Annotated in this window: 18 protein-coding genes; 10 read left to right on the forward strand and 8 right to left on the reverse strand. The window is 58.8% G+C overall.

Annotated features, from left to right (window positions below; genetic code table 11):
• The first annotated feature begins 77 nt into the window (after window positions 1–77).
• The gene (locus CGA21_RS15260; protein ID WP_110747649.1) at window positions 78–719 is read left to right on the forward strand and encodes a DUF1345 domain-containing protein; all 642 of its coding nucleotides are present in this window, start codon (window positions 78–80) and stop codon (window positions 717–719) included.
• A gap of 6 nt (window positions 720–725) precedes the next feature.
• On the opposite strand, the gene CGA21_RS15265 is transcribed toward CGA21_RS15260, so the two are convergent.
• Window positions 726–2,771, reverse strand: coding sequence for a fibronectin type III domain-containing protein (locus CGA21_RS15265; protein ID WP_188264518.1), 2,046 nt, complete (start codon window positions 2,769–2,771; stop codon window positions 726–728).
• 627 nt (window positions 2,772–3,398) lie between these two features.
• On the opposite strand from CGA21_RS15265, the gene CGA21_RS15270 reads away from it, so the two are divergent.
• The 5 genes from CGA21_RS15270 to CGA21_RS15290 all read left to right on the forward strand — a co-directional run bounded on the left by CGA21_RS15270 (window position 3,399) and on the right by CGA21_RS15290 (window position 8,653).
• Window positions 3,399–4,424: a LacI family DNA-binding transcriptional regulator gene (locus CGA21_RS15270; RefSeq protein ID WP_110747654.1), complete on the forward strand. Its 1,026-nt coding sequence runs from the start codon at window positions 3,399–3,401 to the stop codon at window positions 4,422–4,424.
• Between the two features lie 79 nt (window positions 4,425–4,503).
• Window positions 4,504–5,286 carry a sugar phosphate isomerase/epimerase family protein gene (locus tag CGA21_RS15275; protein WP_188264519.1) on the forward strand — a complete coding sequence of 261 codons (783 nt, stop codon included), beginning with the start codon at window positions 4,504–4,506 and terminating at the stop codon, window positions 5,284–5,286.
• On the forward strand, window positions 5,279–6,253 hold the full coding sequence (locus CGA21_RS15280) for a sugar kinase (RefSeq protein ID WP_188264520.1): 975 nt from the start codon (window positions 5,279–5,281) through the stop codon (window positions 6,251–6,253). Before CGA21_RS15275 ends, CGA21_RS15280 begins: the two co-directional genes overlap by 8 nt.
• 112 nt (window positions 6,254–6,365) lie before the next feature.
• Window positions 6,366–7,661, forward strand: a complete 1,296-nt coding sequence (locus CGA21_RS15285) for an MFS transporter (protein ID WP_110747663.1) — start codon at window positions 6,366–6,368, stop codon at window positions 7,659–7,661.
• A 14-nt stretch (window positions 7,662–7,675) separates the two neighbouring features.
• The gene (locus CGA21_RS15290) at window positions 7,676–8,653 is read left to right on the forward strand and encodes a 2-hydroxyacid dehydrogenase (protein ID WP_110747666.1); all 978 of its coding nucleotides are present in this window, start codon (window positions 7,676–7,678) and stop codon (window positions 8,651–8,653) included.
• A gap of 128 nt (window positions 8,654–8,781) precedes the next feature.
• Here CGA21_RS15290 and CGA21_RS15295 read toward each other — a convergent pair whose 3' ends face one another.
• The gene (locus CGA21_RS15295; RefSeq protein ID WP_110747669.1) at window positions 8,782–9,969 is read right to left on the reverse strand and encodes a pyridoxal phosphate-dependent aminotransferase; all 1,188 of its coding nucleotides are present in this window, start codon (window positions 9,967–9,969) and stop codon (window positions 8,782–8,784) included.
• A gap of 341 nt (window positions 9,970–10,310) precedes the next feature.
• On the opposite strand from CGA21_RS15295, the gene CGA21_RS15300 reads away from it, so the two are divergent.
• Window positions 10,311–10,595 carry a helix-turn-helix transcriptional regulator gene (locus CGA21_RS15300; RefSeq protein WP_110747671.1) on the forward strand — a complete coding sequence of 95 codons (285 nt, stop codon included), beginning with the start codon at window positions 10,311–10,313 and terminating at the stop codon, window positions 10,593–10,595.
• A gap of 51 nt (window positions 10,596–10,646) precedes the next feature.
• Window positions 10,647–11,399, forward strand: a complete 753-nt coding sequence (locus CGA21_RS15305; RefSeq protein WP_110747674.1) for a response regulator transcription factor — start codon at window positions 10,647–10,649, stop codon at window positions 11,397–11,399.
• Between the two features lie 58 nt (window positions 11,400–11,457).
• Here CGA21_RS15305 and CGA21_RS15310 read toward each other — a convergent pair whose 3' ends face one another.
• The 5 genes from CGA21_RS15310 to CGA21_RS15330 form a co-directional block, all read right to left on the reverse strand.
• Entirely contained in the window at window positions 11,458–12,360 is a 903-nt protein-coding gene (locus CGA21_RS15310) for an RHS repeat-associated core domain-containing protein (protein WP_110747677.1), read from the reverse strand.
• Window positions 12,360–13,862, reverse strand: a complete 1,503-nt coding sequence (locus CGA21_RS15315) for an RHS repeat protein (protein WP_188264521.1) — start codon at window positions 13,860–13,862, stop codon at window positions 12,360–12,362. The genes CGA21_RS15310 and CGA21_RS15315 overlap by 1 nt, the downstream gene beginning before the upstream one ends.
• 25 nt (window positions 13,863–13,887) lie before the next feature.
• Window positions 13,888–15,003 (reverse strand): hypothetical protein, encoded by a 1,116-nt coding sequence (locus CGA21_RS15320; protein ID WP_188264522.1) that lies wholly within the window; start codon window positions 15,001–15,003, stop codon window positions 13,888–13,890.
• 226 nt (window positions 15,004–15,229) lie between these two features.
• Window positions 15,230–16,378, reverse strand: a complete 1,149-nt coding sequence (locus CGA21_RS15325) for a glycerate kinase (protein ID WP_188264523.1) — start codon at window positions 16,376–16,378, stop codon at window positions 15,230–15,232.
• Window positions 16,379–16,597: 219 nt separating this feature from the next.
• Window positions 16,598–17,719, reverse strand: coding sequence for a sugar diacid recognition domain-containing protein (locus CGA21_RS15330; protein WP_188264524.1), 1,122 nt, complete (start codon window positions 17,717–17,719; stop codon window positions 16,598–16,600).
• Window positions 17,720–17,886: 167 nt separating this feature from the next.
• On the opposite strand from CGA21_RS15330, the gene CGA21_RS15335 reads away from it, so the two are divergent.
• Together CGA21_RS15335 and rarD are read left to right on the forward strand one after the other, a co-directional pair.
• Entirely contained in the window at window positions 17,887–18,897 is a 1,011-nt protein-coding gene (locus CGA21_RS15335) for an aldo/keto reductase (RefSeq protein ID WP_110747726.1), read from the forward strand.
• A gap of 233 nt (window positions 18,898–19,130) precedes the next feature.
• Window positions 19,131–20,012, forward strand: a complete 882-nt coding sequence (rarD, locus tag CGA21_RS15340; RefSeq protein WP_110747730.1) for an EamA family transporter RarD — start codon at window positions 19,131–19,133, stop codon at window positions 20,010–20,012.
• Window positions 20,013–20,100: 88 nt separating this feature from the next.
• On the opposite strand, the gene hppD is transcribed toward rarD, so the two are convergent.
• The gene (gene hppD / locus CGA21_RS15345; protein WP_110747733.1) at window positions 20,101–21,177 is read right to left on the reverse strand and encodes a 4-hydroxyphenylpyruvate dioxygenase; all 1,077 of its coding nucleotides are present in this window, start codon (window positions 21,175–21,177) and stop codon (window positions 20,101–20,103) included.
• Between the last annotated feature and the right edge of the window lie 148 nt (window positions 21,178–21,325).

Consider the following 21,325-nt stretch of genomic DNA (forward strand, 5'->3'; position numbering starts at 1 on the left):
AACGCCGCCCGGAGCATGCTCGCTCCTACAAATTTCCTGCGCTATGGTGCACTGACGCCCCGCCACAGTGAGCCTCCATGCCCTACCTCACCCACACCCACCCTCGCCTGTCCGCCGCCACCACCTTCGGCATCGCGGTAGGCATCCTGGTTCCGGCCGACTCGATCATCAGCAAAATCCTTATCGGCTGGAACGTCGGGGTCTGGACCTATCTGCTGCTGATGTTCTGGCTCACCTTGCGCTCCAAGGCGACCGATGTGAAACGCATCGCCGATATCGAAGACGAAAACGCCGCGCTGGTGCTGTTTGTGGTGTGCATCGCAGCGATTGCCAGCCTGGCAACCATCGCCTTCGAACTGGCCGGCAGCAAAGACCTGGAAACCTCCCGCAAGCTGCTGCACTACGGCTTCACAGCATTGACTGTCATCGGTTCATGGTTGCTGATCGGGGTGATTTTCAGCGTGCACTACGCGCGCCTGTTCTACACCTGGAACGGCAAAGACCCGGCGTTGCGATTTGCCGAAGGTTTGACGACGCCCAATTATTGGGACTTCCTGTATTTCTCGTTCACCATCGGCGTTGCAGTTCAAACCGCCGATGTTGGGGTTGCAACGCGGGGAATGCGCAAAATCGTACTGGCGCAGTCGTTGATTGGTTTTGTGTTCAACACCGCGATATTGGGGTTTTCGATCAATATCGCGGCGGGGTTATTCGGCTGAGGCGGTTCAGCCACTGATGTGAACAGGATCCGAATACGTTCCATTGCGGTTCGCTCGCACCTCGAAGAAGTGCGTTACACCGGGCGTCAAATTAAAGAACGGGTAGAAGGTATGGGGAGAATCTTCGAGGATGAATCGATCTTGTGTAACCTGATAACCGATGACGCCGCTACTATCAACGGGAGGTTCCCATTTGAGAAGTCCGACAGTGCTGCCGGTCCGCGCAAATGTCAGATTGGTCGGGCCATTGCTCACGAGCGTGGTCACCTCAACACTATTCGGTTCCGAGCGGTTCCCGGCAGCATCCACAGCGTACACCCTGAGGGTGTAGGTGGTGGAAGCGTTCAGATTGGTGACGAGATATTGCAGGTTGGGCACCGTATCAATCCGCTCCTGCAAGTGCCATATCTCATACCCAGTCACCGCAACATTGTCTGTCGAAGGGGACCACGAAAGGCGAGCGGCGTTGCTGGTGATCTCGAAGGCTCTTAAGTTGCCCGGTCTGCTCGGCGGCAAGGTATCCGAACCGGGATTCGTAAACAAAATCCATTCAAACTCGCCAGTGTTTGAAGCAGCATCCACAGCCCGCACTTCGAATAGGTAGGTAGTCCCCCCCGCCAGATCCATCACAAGAACTTGCGTGCCGGGTTCTGTGGTGTAGTAGATATTGTTGCGGTAGATCTCATAATGTTTAACCCCAACATCATCAACGGCGGCATCCCATGCCAGGAACACGGAGCTGCCGCTGAATGGGATGACTCTCAAGTTAGTGGGTTTGGAGGGCGCTGTCGTGTCTGGTTTGGTGGTGGTGACTGGCAGCGGATCGGAGTCGGTACCGTTGCCGGCGGCATCCATCGCGCGCACCTTGAAAACATAGGGTGTACCTGGGCTCAAGCCGTTGACAACGAAGCGGGTGCCGTTCGCTGTGTCGATCCTATTGTTGCCACGGAAGATCTCATAGCCGGTAACCCCGACGTTATCACTGGATGCAGTCCACTCCAGAGTGACAGAGGTGCCGGTGATGGTGGTGGCTCTTAAGTTAGTGGGTTTGGAGGGCGCTATCGTGTCTGGTTGGGTGGGAGTGACCGGCAGGGTGTCGGAATCGGTATAATTTCCGTTTGCATCCAGCGCGCGTACCCTGCACCTATACGTAGTGCCTTCAGTCAACCCGAGGGCGGTAAAGCGCGTATCTTCGACCAGGGGCATCATCGTGCTGTTGAGAAAAACACGGTATCCAACCACAACCACATTGTCCGTGGATGGCGCCCACTCCAGGGTCACCGAGTTGTCGGTGATGAGCGTGGCTCGCGGAATGCCGGGTTTGCTGGGGGGGTGATTCTCTACGGATGACAGCGGGTCCGAATCAGCATTTTTTCCATTGGTGCCCAGTGCGCGGACTTTGAATGAATAGGGTTCGGTCACGTCGATAGGGAAAAGAAGCGTATCGTCGGTTTTGTCGAGTAGATTTCCGTTTCGATAAACCTCATAGCCGTTAAGCTCGACGTTACCAGTTGGCTGGTGCCAGAGGAGAGCGCTTTTGCCTATATTAGTCACGATTGAGAGTTTGATTGGCTTGGAAGGTGCGGTCTCGTCTAGTGTAGTGACCGTCAATGGGTCTGATTCAAAACCATTCCCGGTAGCATCCCTAGCACGCACCTTGAAAAAATAGGTCCTCATGGCGGTCAAATCGGTAACGACAGCCCGGGTATCGCTGACTATGTCGATCGGGGTGTCGTCGCAAGAAATTTCATAGAAGACATCCCTGCTGTCATCACTGGACGCAGCCCACTCCAGGGTGACCGAGGCATGAGTGATTTCAGTAGCCTGTAACTCGGTAGGCTGGGTAGGCGCTGTTTCATCCTTGCCACGTAGTAGCGCTGTCACAGAGTAGTTGCCAGAGGCATCTATCGCCCGCACTTCAAAGGTTTCGGTAGCCTCTAATTCGGCAGTGGCATACTCGTTTGCATAATGTGGCTTCCATGGTTCTGCATTACGGCGAATCTCGTAGCGGGACGTGCCAACGTTATCTTGCGACGCGCGCCAGCTAATCATCACTTTACCGGGTGACGTCGGCCGAAGTTTGAGTCCTTGAGGTCGAGTCGGGGGCACTCGGTCACGGGTGATTATGCTGATCGATGCAGGTGACGCCGGCCCCCCCTGAGACCGCTTTGGCTGCACTTGGAACAGGTAGTTGAGATCCGGCATCAGCCCCGTAGCAGTGTATTCCAGGTCCGCTGTACGAACGGGGTCCCGACCTGGGCAAGTAATCTCATAATCGACCAGGTAGGAGGAGTCTACGGGCGGTTCCCAGGTCAACCACGCCTCGTTGAACGTTCGCCCCGGGTTACTCAAATTACGCACCTGCGTGTTGTCTAAACTCGTCGCGATTTCAGTTGAAGAGTCCATGGTCTAAATACCCTCTCAAGTACTGGCGAACATCTTGAATGTGCGGTGGAGCGTCAAAAATTGCCCCGTCCATATGGCAAGCCATTTAAGCCTTCTCTCTCCACAACCGCTACTAACAGAACTGATAGTGGCGGCACGCTACAGCTGTGCTACCGACGTATTATCTCGCCTGGCCTCTTGACGATCCTTACGTAATGGTGTTTCCTGAAACCGGTTTCAGCGATATCTCACAGCCGCTGTCTCCCAATAAATCCAAGAACAAGGTCGTGCCCCGTGAACAGTTTTTCCGCCGCCCAGCGTAGCCGCGTGACCATGCTTGATGTCGCTGAACACGCCAAGGTCTCCAAGGCCAGCGTGTCGCGCTTCATCGGCGAAGACCGCGCCCTGCTGTCCGATGCCATAGCCTTGCGCATCGAGCGGGCGATTGCCGAACTGGGCTACCGCCCGAACCAGATGGCCCGTGGCTTGAAGCGCGGCCGCACGCGCCTGATCGGCATGTTGGTGGCCGACATCCGCAACCCCTATTCGATTGCCGTGATGCACGGGGTAGAAACCGCCTGCCGTCAGCACGGCTACAGCCTGGTGGTGTGCAACACCGACCGCGACGACGAGCAGGAACGCCAGCACCTGGCGCTGCTGCGCTCGTACAACATCGAAGGCCTGATCGTGAACACCCTCGGCCATCACCGCGACCAATTGCACGAACTGCATCGGGAAATGCCCCTGGTGCTGGTGGATCGCAAGGTCGAGCACCTCGAGAGCGACATGGTCGGGCTGGACAATCCGGCAGCGATCGACATCGCCCTCGCCCATCTTGAAGAGCGTGGTTATCGCGACCTGATGCTGGTGACTGAGCCTTTTGACGGCACCAGTTCGCGGATCGAACGGGTCAGCAGCTTCAAGACGCGAATCGAACAGCGGCCTGCGCTCCGCGGGGCCATCACCGAAACCGGCAGCGAGCTGACGGCGAATCTGAAAACCTTCCTCGACACTCCTGGCCCCGGCCCCAAGGCGCTGTTTTGCGCGAACGGGATTGCGGCGTTGGCCAGCACCCACTCATTGCGTGAGCTTGGGTGCAATCTGTTCGAGGACGTGGGCCTGCTTGCCCTGGATGACCTGGATTGGTACCCGCTGGTGGGCAGTGGCATTACCGCCCTCGCCCAACCGACTACCGAGATTGGCGCCACTGCGTTTGAATGTTTACTCAAGCGTTTGCGCGGGGATGACGGTCCGGTGCGAACGCTGGATTTTTCGGCGCGATTGATTGTGCGGGGGTCGACCCTTGGAGATCGTCGGTGATTGTTCCGACCTCATCGCGGGCAAGCAGGACCACCTTTTTTTGAACAAAAATGAAACCGGTTTCAGAGGTAGAAAAACAATGAATATACCCGCCGTTTCCATCAGCCTCTCCAGCTACGGTGCCGATTTTGTGCGCCAACGTGGCCAGGGCAGTTTTATTGAAATACTGGCCGCTGCCGGCGCCTCGCGCATTGAATGGCGCGAAGAGCTACTGACCAATGAGGTCCCCGCTCTACTGGCCATGGCTTCTCGAGCCGAGGGTCTGGAGAGCGTTTATTCCTCGCCGATTGAGCTGTGGCTGGCGGGTCAACCCAAACCCAACCCTGAACTGATTGCTGCCCTGCAGCGGGCCCTGGCTTTTGGCGCCAAATGGCTAAAAGTGTCGCTGGGCTATTTCACCGACAACAGCGATCTGCAAACCCTCGCCCGGCTGCTGAGCGAGAGTGCCGTGCAGTTGCTGGTGGAAAACGACCAGACCCTGCATGGTGGTCGCATCGAGCCCTTCCAGCGCTTCTTCGCGCAGGTCGAGCAGCACAGCCTGCCGATCAGGATGACCTTCGATATCGGCAATTGGCACTGGCAGGACCAGTCGCCAACGAGCGCTGCTCGATTGCTCGGACGCCATGTGGACTATGTGCACTGCAAAGCGGTGACCCGTCGCGCCGACGGCAAACTGGTCGCCATCCCGCCCGCCGCCAGCGACTTGCAACAGTGGGAACACCTGCTGCGGCACATGGCCCAAGGTGTCATGCGCGCGGCGGAATACCCGTTGCAAGGCGATGACCTGGTGCAGTTGACCCGCGAACACGTCGCCGCCCTCGCCCACCTGGGCCAATCGCAGCGGGAGAACGCACATGTCTGAGATCGATATCCTGTCGTTCGGCGAAACCATGGCGATGTTCGTCGCCGAGCAGGCCGGTGATCTGGCCAGCGTCGGCCAGTTCCACAAACGCATCGCCGGCGCGGACAGCAACGTCGCCATCGGCCTGTCGCGCCTGGGCTTCAAGGTCGCATGGCTGAGTCGGGTCGGTGCCGATTCACTGGGCCGCTTCGTGATCGATACCCTGGAAAAGGAAGGCGTGGACTGCCGCCATGTCGACATCGACACCGCGCACCCCACCGGTTTCCAGCTCAAGTCGCGCACCGAAGATGGCAGCGACCCCGCCGTCGAATATTTCCGCCGCGGTTCGGCAGCCAGTCACCTGTCACCACACTCGATCGTGCCCCAATTACTCAAGGCCCGACACCTGCATGCCACTGGCATCCCGCCAGCACTGTCGCAAACCGCCCGGCAAATGTCGTTCGAATTGATGACCCGCATGCGCGAGGCCGGCCGCAGCGTATCGTTCGATCCGAACCTGCGCCCCAGCCTGTGGGCCAGCGAGCAACAGATGATCAGCGAGATTAACCGTCTCGCCGCGCTCGCCCATTGGGTGTTGCCGGGGCTGAGCGAGGGGCGCTTGCTCACCGGTTGCGACGATCCGGCCGACATCGCCGCGTTCTACCTCGATCAGGGCGCCGAGGCGGTGGCGATCAAACTCGGTCCGCATGGCGCTTACTACCGCACTCAAGAGGATCAGGGATTTGTCGCTGGCGTACCGGTGCAAACAGTGATCGATACGGTGGGTGCCGGCGATGGATTTGCCGTGGGCATGATCAGTGCTCTGCTCGAAAACCACAGCTTTGCCGACGCCGTGCAGCGGGCCAACTGGATTGGCAGCCGCGCGGTGCAGAGCCGGGGGGACATGGAGGGGTTACCTACACGCGCCGAACTGCCTCCCCCTTTCACCGCTCGTTCCCACGCTCCTGCGTGGGAATGCAGCCCGTGACGCTCTGCGTCACAGGGGACGCTCTGCGTCCCTAGAGGCATTCCCACGCGAAGCGTGGGAAGGATCACCGTTACCTGCTGCGACAAAAACAACAAGCTCAGGAGCACCACCCATGAAAACCGCAACCCTCGCCACCCGCCGCTGGTGGTACATCATGCCCATTGTCTTCATCACCTACAGCCTGGCGTATCTGGACCGCGCCAACTACGGCTTCGCCGCCGCCTCGGGCATGGCGGCCGACCTGATGATCACGCCGGGCCTGTCGTCGATGCTCGGTGCGCTGTTCTTCCTCGGCTACTTTTTCTTCCAGGTACCGGGGGCGATCTATGCGCAGAAACACAGCGTGAAGAAGCTGATTTTCGTCAGCCTTATCCTCTGGGGCAGTCTGGCAACCTTGACCGGTATCGTCTCCAACGCCTACTGGCTGATCGTCATCCGCTTCATGCTTGGGGTGGTCGAGGCCGCAGTGATGCCGGCCATGCTGATCTATCTGTGCCATTGGTTCACCCGCGCCGAACGCTCACGGGCCAACACCTTCCTGATCCTCGGCAACCCGGTGACCATGCTGTGGATGTCGGTGGTCTCGGGTTATCTGGTGCAACATTACAGCTGGCGCTGGATGTTCATAGTCGAAGGTTTGCCGGCGGTGCTGTGGGCATTCATCTGGTGGCGCCTGGCTGATGATCGTCCGTCCCAGGCCAAGTGGCTCAACGACCAGGAAAAGCAGGACCTGGAAAGCGCCCTGGCCGCCGAGCAAGTCGGCATCAAGGCCGTCAAGAACTACGCCGAAGCCTTCCGCTCGCCGAAAGTCATCCTCCTGGCGCTGCAGTTTTTCTGCTGGAGCATCGGCGTCTACGGCTTCGTGCTGTGGCTGCCGTCGATCCTCAAGGCCGGTGCGCAGATGGACATGGTGCAAGCCGGCTGGCTGTCGGCGCTGCCTTACCTGGCGGCGGTGATCGGCATGCTGCTGGTATCCTGGGGCTCGGACAAACTGCAAAAACGCAAGCGCTTCGTCTGGCCGCCGCTGCTGATCGCCTCATTCGCTTTCTATGGCTCCTACGCCTTGGGCGCCGAACATTTCTGGTGGTCCTACACCTTGCTGGTGATTGCCGGGGCCTGCATGTACGCACCTTACGGACCGTTCTTCGCGATCATCCCGGAGATCCTCCCAGCCAACGTCGCCGGCGGTGCGATGGCGCTGATCAACAGCATGGGCGCCCTCGGTTCCTTTGGCGGCTCCTACCTGGTCGGTTACCTGAACAGCTCCACCGGCTCGCCCGGCGCGTCTTACCTGTTGATGAGCGGCGCGCTGATGCTCTCGGTGGTGCTGACGATTTGCCTCAAGCCCGGCGCCAGCGACCGGGAACGGCCCACGGTCGCATTAACCCGCCCCGCTGCACATTCCTGAATTGGATGACGACAATGAAAAAGCAGGTTGTTCTGTACAAGAAACTCTCGCCGCTGCTGATGGCTCGCTTGCACGAGCAGGCCGAAGTGACGCTCATCGAGAACCTCGACGCCGATGGCCTGGCCCGATTGCGCGATGCCCTGCCCCGCGCTCACGGCCTGCTCGGTGCCAGTCTGAAGCTGGATGCCGAACTGCTCGACCTGGCCCCCGACCTTGAAGCCATCGCCAGCGTCTCGGTGGGCGTCGACAACTACGACATCGACTACCTGACCGAGCGCCGCATCCTGCTCAGCAACACACCGGACGTGCTCACCGAAACCACCGCCGATACCGGTTTTGCGTTGATTCTCGCCACCGCTCGACGCGTGGTGGAACTGGCCAATATGGTTCGCGAAGGCCGTTGGACCCGTAATCTCGGCCCCGCGCATTTCGGCAGCGACGTGCATGGCAAAACCCTGGGCATCATTGGCATGGGCCGTATCGGCGAGGCACTGGCCCAGCGTGGGCATTTCGGCTTTGGCATGCCGGTGATCTATCACAGCCACTCGCCGAAACCGGCAGCGCAACAGCGCTTCAACGCTCAGTACCGCAGCCTGCCGGAATTGCTGCAGCAGGCCGATTTCGTATGCCTGACCTTGCCGCTGACCTCGGATACCGAAGGGCTCATCGGCGCTGACCAGTTTGCGCTGATGCGTCCCGAGACCATCTTCATCAATATTTCACGAGGCAAGGTGGTGGATGAAGCGGCGCTGATTCAGGCATTGCATACGGGGCAGATTCGCGCGGCGGGGCTGGATGTGTTCGAGCGTGAACCGCTGCACCTCGACTCGCCGTTGTTGCAGATGGACAACGTGGTGGCAACGCCGCACATGGGCTCGGCGACCCATGAAACACGGGAGGCGATGGCGCGGTGCGCGGTGGATAATCTGTTGGCGGCGTTGGCGGGTGAACGGCCGGCTAATTTGGTGAATGGGCGGGCGTGGAAGGCTTGAGAAATTAGTTGTCAGTCAGGCAGTCTTCGCGGGCAAGCCCGCTCCCACAGGGGGTCTGTTTACCACCGCAGATACTCTGTGGGAGCGGGCTTGCCCGCGAAGGGGCCGGCCCGAACAACAAAAAACTGTCAGGCCCGCCGCGCCTCCAGAAGGTCCATGGCGCACTGCCCAATCCGCCGACAGGCATCCGCCAGCTTGCGCTGATCCACCACCAGGCCAATACGAATATGCCCTGCCGCACTCGGTCCGAACGCCTCACCCGCCAGTACTGACACACCATACCCCTCCAGCAGTCGCTCGGCGAAATGCTGGGCGGACAACCCGGTCTGGCGCACGTCGGCCATTACGAACATCCCGCCGTCCGGGCGAATGGCCCGAATACCCGGGCATTGGTTCAGGCTGGTACACACCAGGTCGCGGCGCCGGCGATATTCATCGCGCATAAACGCCACCTCCGGCAGGTCTGCATCCAGCGCCAGTTGCGCCGCCTTCTGAACGAACTCCGGAATGCCAAACAGCATGCTCAACGAAAGATGTTCCAGGTGGTCGTTCAAGGTTTTCGGCCCGATCACCCAACCCACTCGCCAGCCGCTCATGGCGTGGGATTTGGACAGGCTGTCGATGGTCGCGGTGCGCTCGGCCATGCCCGGCAGGCTGGCCGGACTGATGTGTTCGCCCTCGTACAGCAGATCACCGTAGACCTCATCGCTGATCAACCAAAGATCGTGACGCACACACAGCAAGGCCAGCTCCTGCCAGATCATCAGCGACAAACTGGCTCCGGAAGGGTTGTTCGGGCTGTTGAGCAACAGCGCGCGGGTCTTGGGGGTGATGCGGGCCGCCACATCCGCCGGATCGACCCGAAAGCCGTTCTCCGGACGCACCCCTACCGGCACCACGGTGGCCCCGCACGCGCCGAATACGCCCTCATACGTTACGTACATCGGCTCGGCAACGATCACTTCGTCGCCTGGATCGAGCAGGCACTGCGCGACGGAGTACACCGCGCATTGCGCACCGGGCATCACGATCACGTGATCGGCATCCACCACTTGACCACTTCGACGCTGATGACGGCGGGCAATGCTGTCGCGCAAACCCCGACTTCCGCGCACCTGCGAGTAATGGGTGTCGCCCGCCAGCAAACTGTTGATGGCGGCCTGGACGATGGGGCTGGGTGTATCGAAATCCGGGTCGCCGACCGACAGCAGCAGTACGTCGACGCCTTGTTCGCGCATTTGCAGTGCGCGGTCGTGAATCTGCCAGGCCGCAGCGCCATCTCCGGCGATGCGTTGGGTCAAGCCTGAATAGCGCATGTAGTTCTCCAATCGCGCGAGTTCCTGAGTCAACCCTATCTCAAATCGCGCCACGCGCCACTACCTCGATGAAATCGACGAACGGGTTAGGCAACAGAAATCAGCAACTCTTCCTACATGACTGGGTTCTTTTGCTGACAGCCAACTCGGCGCAGTCCGATTAAAGTCCACCACCTGTAATTTGTGACAGGTTTCAAGTGGGGTGATTCGAGCTATAAGGAAGTCGAGCCTCCAGCCCTGAATCAGGTGCCTGAAGGACGGCCGCGCGAACCATGCCTTCTAGATGTAGGAAGATTCCGCCGCGCCCACGCCGTCAATGATGATGAATGGGAGATTCAACTATGTACCGTGCCAATACCGGATCAGTTCGATCAACGCCCACACAGGCCACTTTCCAATCGCCGGAGTGCCCTCAACCTGAAGCGATCAAGCTGACGGCTCGGGAACAGGAGTGCTTGAAGTGGACAGCCATGGGCAAATCGTCATGGGAAATCGCGCAAATCTGCCAATGCAGCGAGGCAGGTGTGAATTATCACTTTTGTAACATTCGCAAGAAATTTGGCGTGAGATCGCGCTGGCTTGCCATGGTGAAGGCACTGGAACAAGGTCTTATCCAGTCACCTTGAACCCTGTCTCTCCAGCGGTCGGCCTTTCATTGACCCCTGTTGAGACTATTCATGAGCTTGGACCCCGTACCTCGATCACGACCGCTTGACCTCTACCACGCCAGTGCCTGTGACGATGCGCCAGTGTCCCATGGGCACCGACCAAACAAAGGGCTGCGAATCATCATTGCCGACGATCATCCGGTCGTATTGACGGGTATCGAAATGGTTCTCTCCTCCTTCGCCGATTTCACATGCTCAGTTGTCGCCAGGGCTGAAAATGCCGATGAGCTGATTCATCATCTGCACCACACGCCCTGTGACCTGGTGATCAGCGACTACGCGATGCCTTATGGGCGCCTTCCCGATGGGCTGGCATTGATGGGTTATCTCAAGCGGCGATTCGCGTCCCTGCCAGTGATTGTGATAACCATGTTGCGCAACCCTGCCTTGTTGCAAGCCTTGCTCAACATCGGTGTGGATAGCCTGTTCGACAAGCGCAGTGCCTTGAGCGAGTTGAAACGGGCGGTTTTTTCCACCGCCAACGGGCGTCGATACCTCTGCCCGGCTTTTGCCCGGATTCTCGATGCCCACGCCTTGCCGCCCCTTGGCCCCAACACGCCATCAGTAAACCTGTCGAACCGGGAAATCGAAGTAGTCCGGTTGTTCGCCCAAGGACTATCTGGACGACAGATTGCCGCGCGACTGAACCGCAGCGAAAAAACCATCAGCAGGCAAAAACGCACCGCCATGGACAAGTTGGGGCTCGTGCATGACGGTGGGTTGGTGGAGTTTGCGCGGGTGAGTGGGTTGCGAAGTAGTTGATTAGAATGTATCCGCATGAAATGCGGATACATTCAAGCCTCTGTCGATCAAGCATCCTTTACACATTATAACCGAAACGGTCTCTAGGCCCTCTGGGACTATCAGGCAGACGTACGATTATGTTGCGCTTGGCCACACCAAAAAACGGATCGACCCCGGTTTGCCTAGGACCTGCCACCCAGAACGCTCCTGGTTTGTCTCTATGTTTTTCTATAATTGCGCCTGGAATACTCTGCTGTAGCGCCCGGTCATAAGCCTCTGGAAAGTGTTTCCTATTATGCTCATAGTTATTCTCTATCAGTCTCGGCTTCTTGCTCTTCGCCCGCCGGGGTACATCAGAAGGTGCTTTATTTACAGAAGCCCCAGTGACAGATTCATCAGAACTGTAGTCCGGCGCCGGGTCACGCGGTTTTGCCGTTTGCCGAGGAGGTGTCCTTGAAGTGCGACCAGACAACTTAAGCGCCCCCAAGTTTTCTGTGACATTTTCCATAGCGCCGCTGGCTGGTGCTCTGCTTCCCGAAAACAAGCTACCGGACTGAACAGGTCGTCCTAAGGAGCCAACGGATCCACCAGGACGCGGATTCATGCCCGTCCGAGCCATATCGTCACCGACGCCGCTCATGAACACCAACAAGAATTTTGAAAATGAGACATGCCCTGAATCATCCCTGAAGCTGATCGGATTCCCGCGGCAGTAGGTATAAGCGTTCAATCCCCCCAACCAAAACGGACTCCAACTATCCGCGCTGTGAAACCGCATCAACACCGGGTTAAACACCCGGTAGCCATTGCCCAACACATAACAATTGTTTTGCGGTTCACGTAGTTCGCCGTTGTAAGCAAGCCGACTATGGATCGCCGCATCATCGGCACGATGGCCATACGCTGAATACGCGCTTTCTTTACGTCCATCCTGGCTCAACTCACACAACACCGTGTTCTGTTGATCATTGGCCAGCATCAGGACTTTGGGCCAGCACCTTCCTTGAGCTCTGCAAGCGCAATCCCCTCGGCGTGGAAGAACGTACTGGAGTCGCCTGATTTGGATTTGATCTGGTTGGTCAATTTACCTTGGTTATAGTAACGCTGCTCGCTCCCGCTGGACGTTTCGAGCCCGCCCAGTTCGTCAAGCGAGTCATATTGATAGTCTGTGCCCGATTCGCCGGATGGAGCACAGACCCTGATCAGTCGTCCCAGGCTGTCATACTCCAGCTTCCGACCGACTTCGTCTCGCAGCAGGTTACCGTCGGCGTCATAGCAAAAGTCGATTCTGGCTGGGTAAAGTGGATCGTCTGGCAGGGCGGGATTCAAATGGTTGGTCAAGCCCGTCAACTGACAAGGGTCCAGCTCGTTCAAATACTCGAAATAGATGGTATGTCGCCCCCCCTCGAACGTGGTCTCGACGAAGTCCATGTTATCAAACGCGTCATAACCAAAAATCTGCCCCTTGATGATCTTCCCATAAGGGTCTTCGGGGCATTGGCTGCCGGTGCAGCTGTAATCGACCAGCCGCCCGCGCTCGTCGTAACCGTAGCGTTCGTCCCGCAACGTTTGCACGCCTTGCATCAGCGTGCGCTGAACAAGCCTGTCGACTTCATCATAGGTCTGCTCCAAGATTTGAATGACCTGATTGCCCAGGTCGAACCTACGCAGTATCTCGCGGCCAAAATCATCGTACTCAAGGTCGGTCTTGAGTTGCTGCGATCCATCAATGGTTAAAATGGACTCGAGCTGCGCCTGGTCGTTATAGGCGAACGTCGAGCGCGTTGTGCCCAGGCTTGTGCAAATCAACTGCGCACGTTCGTTGTACTCATACTCCTGGACTTGCTTCAGGACGTCTTTGTAACTGAGCAGGCGCGCCTGACGACTGTATTCATAAAACATTTCCAGCGGCACTTCGTCACCCTGTCCGCGGCTTTCGCTCTTGATTTCACCCGTACTGAAATACTCACGTTTGAGGGTATGCATGATACCGTCCGGGTCCACTTCTTCAGTTTTGCTCAGACGCGCGTTCTGGGGATCGTAATCGAAGATGGCGGTGCTTTCCTGTGCGATGCGCTTCTGCGGATCTTCGCCCAGGGCGGGCACGTAGACATAGCCGGTTTCCAGCCCCGTGGGGCGCTTGACCTTACTGGGTTGGCTCTGGCCCGGATCGTAACTGTAGTCAGTTTGCCTCCCGCCGGTGATCGACACGACCAAGCGATCGATTCCGTCGTATCTTCGCGTGCCCAGTACGGCGTCGTTGACACTGATCTTCACCGGCAAGTCTTCACTACTGTGCGGCGCGTACTCGCGTTCGACAACGCTACCGTCCGGCAATATTGTCCTTATCATCCGGTCGAAAGCGTCGTACTCATAGCGTGTACGGTTGTTTGCAGCGTCGTATTCCTCGACCAAACGCCCCATGCCATCGTAATAGTAGGTGTGTTCGCTGATGGTCTCACCGGCCAGGTTGATGCGCACGATACGGTCGGGCTTGTCGAACAGGTTAATCGCCTACCAGAATCTTGTAATCGACAGCGACAGGTTGCACATGCGTGGCCGAATCAAAGTCGTATTCTTGTGACATGCGGGGCCAGGGCACCGCAATTTTTAATGGGAACCCGCCGTGTGAGCCGACGGACGTCCGGGCGAGGATTTGCCCCCCCCAGCGGATCTGGACGCCATGGTTGTGGAGCCACCCGGTGTATTCCTCGATATGTACCCTGGTTGGAAAAGCCGCATCGGCCCGATCAATCAGCCTTTCGGCGTCTTCGGCCAGAGGCACGGTGCAAGGATGGAGTCCTGTAGGCAGTGAACCCAACGCAACCGGCACCGTAGCGGGTAGCGACCTTTCACCACGGTTACCTGCCTTGTCGAACAGGATGGCCACCGCGTACTGGGTGGTCGAGCCATACCCCCTGACGACGTCTGCGGGCACCAGCACTTCGCGATCTGCGGGAAGCAGACCGGTATACACGATAAAATCGGTAATATCCTCCGTCGGCAAAGGCGGCCTGGTCATCCAGACAACGCTAACCGATACCTCAGGCCTGTTCGCTTCTATAAAATCCGGGATGATGCAAAAGACACCGTTATCGCGTGCTAAAACAGCATCAGTGATCACGGGTTTTTCAACGATATCGATCATGGCTTTTAGCGGATCTACCCAGACCGGCCCCGTTCTGTCGATAGTGACCGGGACCTCTGGGGATTCTCTTTCGCTCCCGTCATTCCAGTTTTTCACACGGTAACGAAATTCAAATACCCCTTCATAATCCCGGAAAATCAAAAGTGGGATCTCCCTTTCCAGGGGGAAACGGTCATCAGGCAAGCCATCAGGACCTGGAACCTCCTCTGGATTACCGACAGGCAACCATTGCTCTGAACTGGAAGGCCTCCACTCCATCCTCAGTACATTTGGATCCGCACCTGGAAATGGTGGGCGCCCATCCCACAATGGAATATGCACTTTCAACGGTGCATCACGCTTGCTGCTGTGTATCAAGCCGTCAGCATCAAGGGCATCCACGATCCGAGGGGGCTGCAGATCGTCTGCCAGGAACCGTTGATGGTATCGAGCCCGCACCTGCTCAGCAGTCAGCTTCTGGTATGAACTTGCCATTGCTTGTCTCTCCAAATCCGTTTCAGTTAAGCCATGAGCAGCTTCATGGCTTGCAAAACTTATTTGGCAGTCCAACCCATGGCTCAACACTGCAGAGCACCCTGTCGTTCTGCCCGGTCAAAAGACCTGGGCAGATTAAGCGCCGGTTTCTCAAAACGTGATACTGTCAAAGTTGACAGGTGTTGCGCATTTTTTGGGATGGGGAGACACCTCTAGGCGGAGTCGGTCAGGACGATAAAGACGTCGTTGCCGTCCGCCAAACCCGCGCCACATCACCCGCCCGCTCACGCAACAGACGCGGCGCTTCGCTGCACGCCTGCGCCAATGTCATCGGTCCGCTCGTCAGGGCAAACGCGGCGTCGATCCCATGGGCATACAAGGCTTGATAGCCCTCGCCCAACGTGCCGGCAATGACGATGACCGGAACACCGCGATCACGAGCAATGCGCGCCACGCCAAAGGGCGTCTTGCCGCGCAATGTCTGTGCATCGAAGCGGCCTTCGCCAGTGATCACCAGATCAGCACCGGCAACCGCATCGGCCAGCCCCACCAGCTCGGCGACCACTTCCACCCCGGCTTTGAACTGCGTCCCCAGGAACGCCTTGGCGGCAAACCCCAGGCCGCCTGCTGCGCCGCTGCCAGGCTCATCGCGCACGTCTTTGTTCAAGGCGCTTGCGCAGTGATCGGCAAAGTGCCCGAGGGCAAGATCCAGTTGTTCGACCTGCGCAGGCGTCGCGCCTTTTTGCGGGCCGAAAATGGCCGACGCGCCGTGAGCCCCGCACAGTGGATTGTTCACGTCGGCGGCGATGTCGAAGCGCACCTCGGCCAGGCGAGGGTCGATATCGCTCATATCGATGCGGGCCAGCCGTGCCAGTGCCAAGCCGCCCGGAGCGAGGATTTGCCCCTGCGCGTCCAGCAACTTCACGCCCAAGGCTTGCATCGCCCCTGCGCCGGCGTCATTGGTCGCGCTGCCGCCGATGGCCAGAATGATGCGCTGGGCCCCGGCATCGAGGGCAGCGCGAATCAATTCACCGGTGCCGAAAGTGCTGCTGATGCAGGCATCGCGGCGCTCGACCGGAACCAGCTGCAAACCACTGGCTTCGGCCATTTCGATGATCGCCGTGTGGCTGTGGGGCAACCAGCCCCAGGCAGCATCGACGGCTACGCCGAGCGGCCCGCGAACCGTCGTGCGACGCAGCTCGCCAGCACACGCGGCAAGCACCGACTCGACCGTCCCTTCCCCGCCGTCGGCCATCGGGCATTTGATCAATTGCGCATCGGGCCACACCTCTGCCAGACCGAGGGCAATGGCGTCGGCCACGCCTTGAGCGCTGAGGCTGTCCTTGAACGAGTCGGGGGCGATGACGATTTTCATGGGGATTCTCCAGTTCCAATGCTATCCATGCTGCCAGCCGGCATGAACAATAACGCCGGGCCGCTGCACAACGGGCATCGAGGATTATTGTTCATTCCCACAAATCTTATACTTTCCATGTAGGACCTGCCGCGGGCTGCGATCTTTTGATCTTGACCTTGAAAAGCAAAGTCAAAAGATCGCAGCCTGCGGCAGCTCCTACAGGGGGGCGGGTCTTGGTCAGGGAGTTGGAGCGGTTTCGCAGAACAGCTGTACGCCCAGGTAAAGGGCGAGCATGCCGTCCAGGCGCAACGGATCAACGCCACTGAGTTCTGCAATCCGCTCCATCCGGTAACGCAGGCTGTTGCGATGGATGCCCAGCGCATCGGCGCAGGCCTGGCTCTGGCCATCGTGTTCGCACCAACTGCGCAGGGTCGCCAGTAACTGGCCGTTGTTGTCCCTGGCAATGACTTTACGCAACGGGTCGAGCAGCTCGTCCAGTGCATCGTCGTTGCGATGGCGCCACAGCAACACCGGTAGCCGATAGCGGTTAAGCGTCAGCAAACGGGATTGAGGCAACACCTCGCGCCCATAGGCCAGCAAGTCGCCGACCCGACGATAGCCGCGGCACAATCCTGTCAGCCCATCCGCCTGCCCGCCCACGGCCATGCGCAGGATGTTCCAGCCCAGGCCGTCGAGTTTTTCCAGCAATCGCTCGTTGTCGACGGCCTGGTTCGTCGGTCGGCACCACAGCAACGAAGACTTGGCCGAACTCACGCACCAACTGTCCGGGTAACGACTGGTCAGCCAGGCACTGAGCGCTTCGACGGAGTGCCCCGGCCCCTGCTCCTGGCCCAGTTCGAACAGGTAAGGCACCCGCGTCAATTGCGGTTTAAGCCCAAGCTGTTGCGCTTCGTCGATCAAGCGCGGCGAGTGGCCGCCATCACTGAGCAGCAAGGCCAGCAGGTCATCGCAACGCTGGCTGCGCCACTGTTTCTCGGCCTGTTGGTTGCGCTGGCCCACCAGCATCTCGGCGGTCATGCGCACAAGCTGCGCGTAAGTGCGCAATTGTTCGGGATCGCCGGTGATGCCCAGCACGCCGATCAAGCGCTGGTCGAGCATCAACGGCAGGTTGATGCCCGGCTGCACGCCCTTGAGGTGGATCGCGGTCTGTGCGTCGATCTCCACCACGCGGCTGTTGGCCAACACCAGTTGCGCGCCTTCATGCCGGGTGTTGACCCGCTCCGGCTCGCCACTGCCGAGGATCAGGCCCTGGCTGTCCATGACGTTGACGTTGTAAGGCAGGATGGCCATTGCCCGGTCGACGATGTCCTGGGCCAGGTCGTGATCGAGTTCGAACATAACGGGGTTCCTTGAAACGGGGTGGTCGAGACTCACAGGTCGATCAACGTTACCCTTTGCATCGCCAGAAATCATGATAAAGCGAACTTGCCTGTCACAGAGCTTTTGCCCCGCTGTGCCATTGTGGTATTTGATTGAGCCTTTCCCACCGGCAAAAGGATTTCCTCATGAGCTACCGCACGCTGGGTCACTCGGGCCTGCAGGTGTCGACCCTGACCCTGGGCACCATGATGTTTGGCGAGCAGACCAACACCGAAGATTCCCTGCGGATCATCGACAAGGCCTGGGACCAGGGCATCAATTTCATCGACACCGCCGACGTCTACACCAATGGCCGTTCTGAAGAAATCGTCGGCGAAGCGATTGCCGGTAACCGCCACGAATGGGTACTGGCGACCAAGGTCGGTTTTGGCCCGGTGGACGGTGTGCCGAACCGCAGCGGCCTGAGCCGCAAGCACATCTTCAACGGTATCGATGCCAGCCTTACGCGCCTGGGCACTGACTATATCGATATTTATTACCTGCACCGCGAAGACCACAACACGCCGCTTGAGGTCACGGTGTCGGCCATTGGCGACCTGATTCGCCAAGGCAAGATCCGCTATTGGGGCCTGTCGAATTACCGGGGCTGGCGTATCGCCGAGGTGATTCGCGTGGCCGACAAGCTCGGTGTCGACCGGCCGGTGATCAGCCAGCCACTGTACAACATCGTCAACCGCCAGGCCGAAACCGAGCAGATCACTGCCGCGCAGAATTATGGCCTGGGTGTGGTGCCCTACAGTCCGTTGGCCCGCGGCGTGCTCAGCGGCAAGTACGCGCCGGACGTCAAGCCGGATGCCAACAGCCGCGCGGGACGTGCCGACAAACGCATTCTGGAAACCGAATGGCGTGTCGAGTCCTTGCGCATCGCCCAGCAGATCCAGCGATACACCCAGGAACGCGGCGTGGGCATCGTCGAGTTCGCCATTGCCTGGGTGCTGAACAACAGCGCCGTGACCTCGGCCATCGTCGGCCCGCGCACCGAAGAACAGTGGGATGCCTACACCAGGGCGCAGGCGGTGAAGATCAGCATTGAGGATGAAGCCTTCATCGATTCGTTGGTGACGCCGGGACATGCATCGACGCCGGGGTTCAATGATGTGAGCCATTTCGTGTCCGGCCGTAAAACGCGTAACTGAATGAACACACCCCTCTGTAGGAGCGAGCATGCTCCGGGCGGCGTTCCGACGATGGTGGTCAACGATAACGCGGGGTGCCTGAATGCCCGCGGTGTCTAGTCGTTCATCGTCGGAACGCCGCCCGGAGCATGCTCGCTGCTACAGGGGATCTTTATTGATCGATTGGACAATATTCGACAGTAAAACCACGTATCCTCCGCACCCCGTTTCACGTTCAACCTCGCGAGGACAGCTTGTCAAAAGGTATCGCTTTATCGGTTTCAGCCTCGGTGCTGTTTGCCGTCATGTATTACTACACTTCACTGCTCAAGCCGTTGAGCGGTGTGGAGATTTTCGGCTGGCGCATGCTGTTGACCGTGCCGTGCATGACCCTGTTCATGCTGGTGTCGGGAGAATGGCGGCGCGTGGCCGACTTGTTGCGTCGGTTCAGCACCCAACCCAGATTGATCGGCATCCTGTTCGTCTCGGCGGCGCTGCTGGGCGTCCAGCTTTGGCTGTTCATGTGGGCACCACTCAACGGCTACAGCCTCGATGTGTCGCTGGGCTACTTCCTGTTGCCGCTGGCCATGGTGCTGACAGGGCGCATCGCCTACGGTGAACGCCTGTCGTACTTGCAAAAGATCGCGGTGTTCTTTGCAAGCTTGGGTGTGGTCAATGAGCTGTACCAGGTCGGCGGCTTCTCCTGGGCGACCTTGGTGGTGGTCGTGGGTTATCCGCTGTATTTCGTGGTGCGCAAATGGCTGAAGACTGACAACCTCGGCGGACTGTGGGTCGACATGACCCTGATGCTGCCGATCGCATTCTGGTTCGTGAGCAGTGGTGAGCAGGGCTTTGGGGTCTTCGAGCAGCACCCGGCATTGACCTGGCTGATTCCCCTGCTTGGCTTGATCAGCGCGTCGGCGCTGGTTGTCTACATCATCGCCAGTCGCTTGCTGCCGTTCAGCCTGTTCGGGTTGTTGAGCTACGTCGAGCCGGTGCTGTTGCTGGGCGTGGCGTTGTTGCTGGGGGAAAGCATCAAGCCCGGTGAATGGCTGACCTATATTCCGATCTGGATGGCGGTACTGGTGCTGGTGTTTGAAGGGTTCAAGCACCTGGTGCGCCATCGCCGCCCTTGAAAGTAAAAGATCGCAGCCTGCGGCAGCTCCTACAGGTGGACCGTGTAGGAGCTGCCGCAGGCTGCGATCTTTTGATCTTTACAACCAATCAGTCAGTGGACAACACACCACGACGAACCTGGTCGCGCTCGATCGATTCGAACAGCGCCTTGAAGTTGCCTTCACCGAAGCCGTCATCACCCTTGCGCTGGATGAATTCGAAGAACACCGGCCCCATCAGGGTTTCCGAGAATATCTGCAGCAGCAGGCGCTTGTCGCCCGACTCGGACGAACCGTCCAGCAGAATGCCGCGCGCCTGCAACTCGCCTACCGGCTCCCCGTGGTTGGGCAGACGGCCTTCGAGCATTTCGTAGTAGGTGTCCGGCGGCGCGGTCATGAAGCGCATGCCGATGCTTTTCAGGTGATCCCAGGTCTTGATCAGGTCATCGCTGAGGAAGGCCACGTGCTGGATGCCCTCGCCGTTGAACTGCATCAGGAATTCTTCGATCTGCCCGGCGCCCTTGGACGATTCTTCGTTCAGCGGAATGCGGATCATGCCGTCTGGCGCGGTCATGGCCTTGGAGGTCAGGCCGGTGTATTCGCCCTTGATGTCGAAGTAGCGGATTTCGCGGAAGTTGAACAGTTTCTCGTAGAAGTTCGCCCAGTAGGCCATGCGACCGCGGTACACGTTGTGGGTCAGGTGATCGATGATCTTCAGGCCAGCCCCGACCGGGTGACGGTCAACGCCGTCGAGGAACACGAAGTCGATGTCGTAGATCGAGCTGCCTTCACCGAAACGGTCGATCAGGTACAGCGGCGCACCGCCGATGCCCTTGATCGCCGGCAGGTTCAGCTCCATCGGGCCAGTCTCGATGTGGATCGGCTGGGCGCCGAGTTCCAGGGCACGCTTGTAGGCCTTTTGCGAATCCTTGACGCGAAACGCCATGCCGCACACCGATGGACCGTGCTCGGCGGCAAAATACGAGGCGACGCTGTGGGGTTCGTTGTTGAGGATCAGGTTGATCGCGCCCTGGCGATACAGGTGCACGTCCTTGGAACGATGGGTCGCGACCTTGGTGAAGCCCATGATCTCGAAGATCGGCTCCAGGGTATTGGGGGTCGGCGATGCAAGTTCGATGAACTCGAAGCCCATCAGGCCCATTGGGTTTTCGTATAAATCTGCCATGGTTGGCGCCTCATCATGCTTTAAGAATTAACCGCTGAAATTAACGAGCGTTAGTTGCTAGCAATGCTGAGAGCGGTGGGTGGCGCACAGGAGATGCCCCGCACGCTGCGGGCGAGGAAATCACCGTAGATCAATTGAAACCCGAATA

This window comes from Pseudomonas sp. PSB11 (genome assembly GCF_014596605.1).
Lineage (GTDB): Bacteria > Pseudomonadota > Gammaproteobacteria > Pseudomonadales > Pseudomonadaceae > Aquipseudomonas > Aquipseudomonas umsongensis.

Excerpts from the sequence above, each read along its gene's own strand:
- CGA21_RS15260 (WP_110747649.1), top strand. The coding sequence starts at position 78 with ATGCCCTACCTCACCCACACCCACCCTCGCCTGTCCGCCGCCACCACC.
- CGA21_RS15265 (WP_188264518.1), bottom strand. The coding sequence starts at position 2,771 with ATGATTAGCTGGCGCGCGTCGCAAGATAACGTTGGCACGTCCCGCTAC.
- CGA21_RS15275 (WP_188264519.1), top strand. The coding sequence starts at position 4,504 with ATGAATATACCCGCCGTTTCCATCAGCCTCTCCAGCTACGGTGCCGAT.
- CGA21_RS15280 (WP_188264520.1), top strand. The coding sequence starts at position 5,279 with ATGTCTGAGATCGATATCCTGTCGTTCGGCGAAACCATGGCGATGTTC.
- CGA21_RS15285 (WP_110747663.1), top strand. The coding sequence starts at position 6,366 with ATGAAAACCGCAACCCTCGCCACCCGCCGCTGGTGGTACATCATGCCC.
- CGA21_RS15290 (WP_110747666.1), top strand. The coding sequence starts at position 7,676 with ATGAAAAAGCAGGTTGTTCTGTACAAGAAACTCTCGCCGCTGCTGATG.
- CGA21_RS15295 (WP_110747669.1), bottom strand. The coding sequence starts at position 9,969 with ATGCGCTATTCAGGCTTGACCCAACGCATCGCCGGAGATGGCGCTGCG.
- CGA21_RS15300 (WP_110747671.1), top strand. The coding sequence starts at position 10,311 with ATGTACCGTGCCAATACCGGATCAGTTCGATCAACGCCCACACAGGCC.
- CGA21_RS15305 (WP_110747674.1), top strand. The coding sequence starts at position 10,647 with ATGAGCTTGGACCCCGTACCTCGATCACGACCGCTTGACCTCTACCAC.
- CGA21_RS15310 (WP_110747677.1), bottom strand. The coding sequence starts at position 12,360 with ATGCTGGCCAATGATCAACAGAACACGGTGTTGTGTGAGTTGAGCCAG.
- CGA21_RS15320 (WP_188264522.1), bottom strand. The coding sequence starts at position 15,003 with ATGGCAAGTTCATACCAGAAGCTGACTGCTGAGCAGGTGCGGGCTCGA.
- CGA21_RS15325 (WP_188264523.1), bottom strand. The coding sequence starts at position 16,378 with ATGAAAATCGTCATCGCCCCCGACTCGTTCAAGGACAGCCTCAGCGCT.
- CGA21_RS15330 (WP_188264524.1), bottom strand. The coding sequence starts at position 17,719 with ATGTTCGAACTCGATCACGACCTGGCCCAGGACATCGTCGACCGGGCA.
- CGA21_RS15335 (WP_110747726.1), top strand. The coding sequence starts at position 17,887 with ATGAGCTACCGCACGCTGGGTCACTCGGGCCTGCAGGTGTCGACCCTG.
- hppD (WP_110747733.1), bottom strand. The coding sequence starts at position 21,177 with ATGGCAGATTTATACGAAAACCCAATGGGCCTGATGGGCTTCGAGTTC.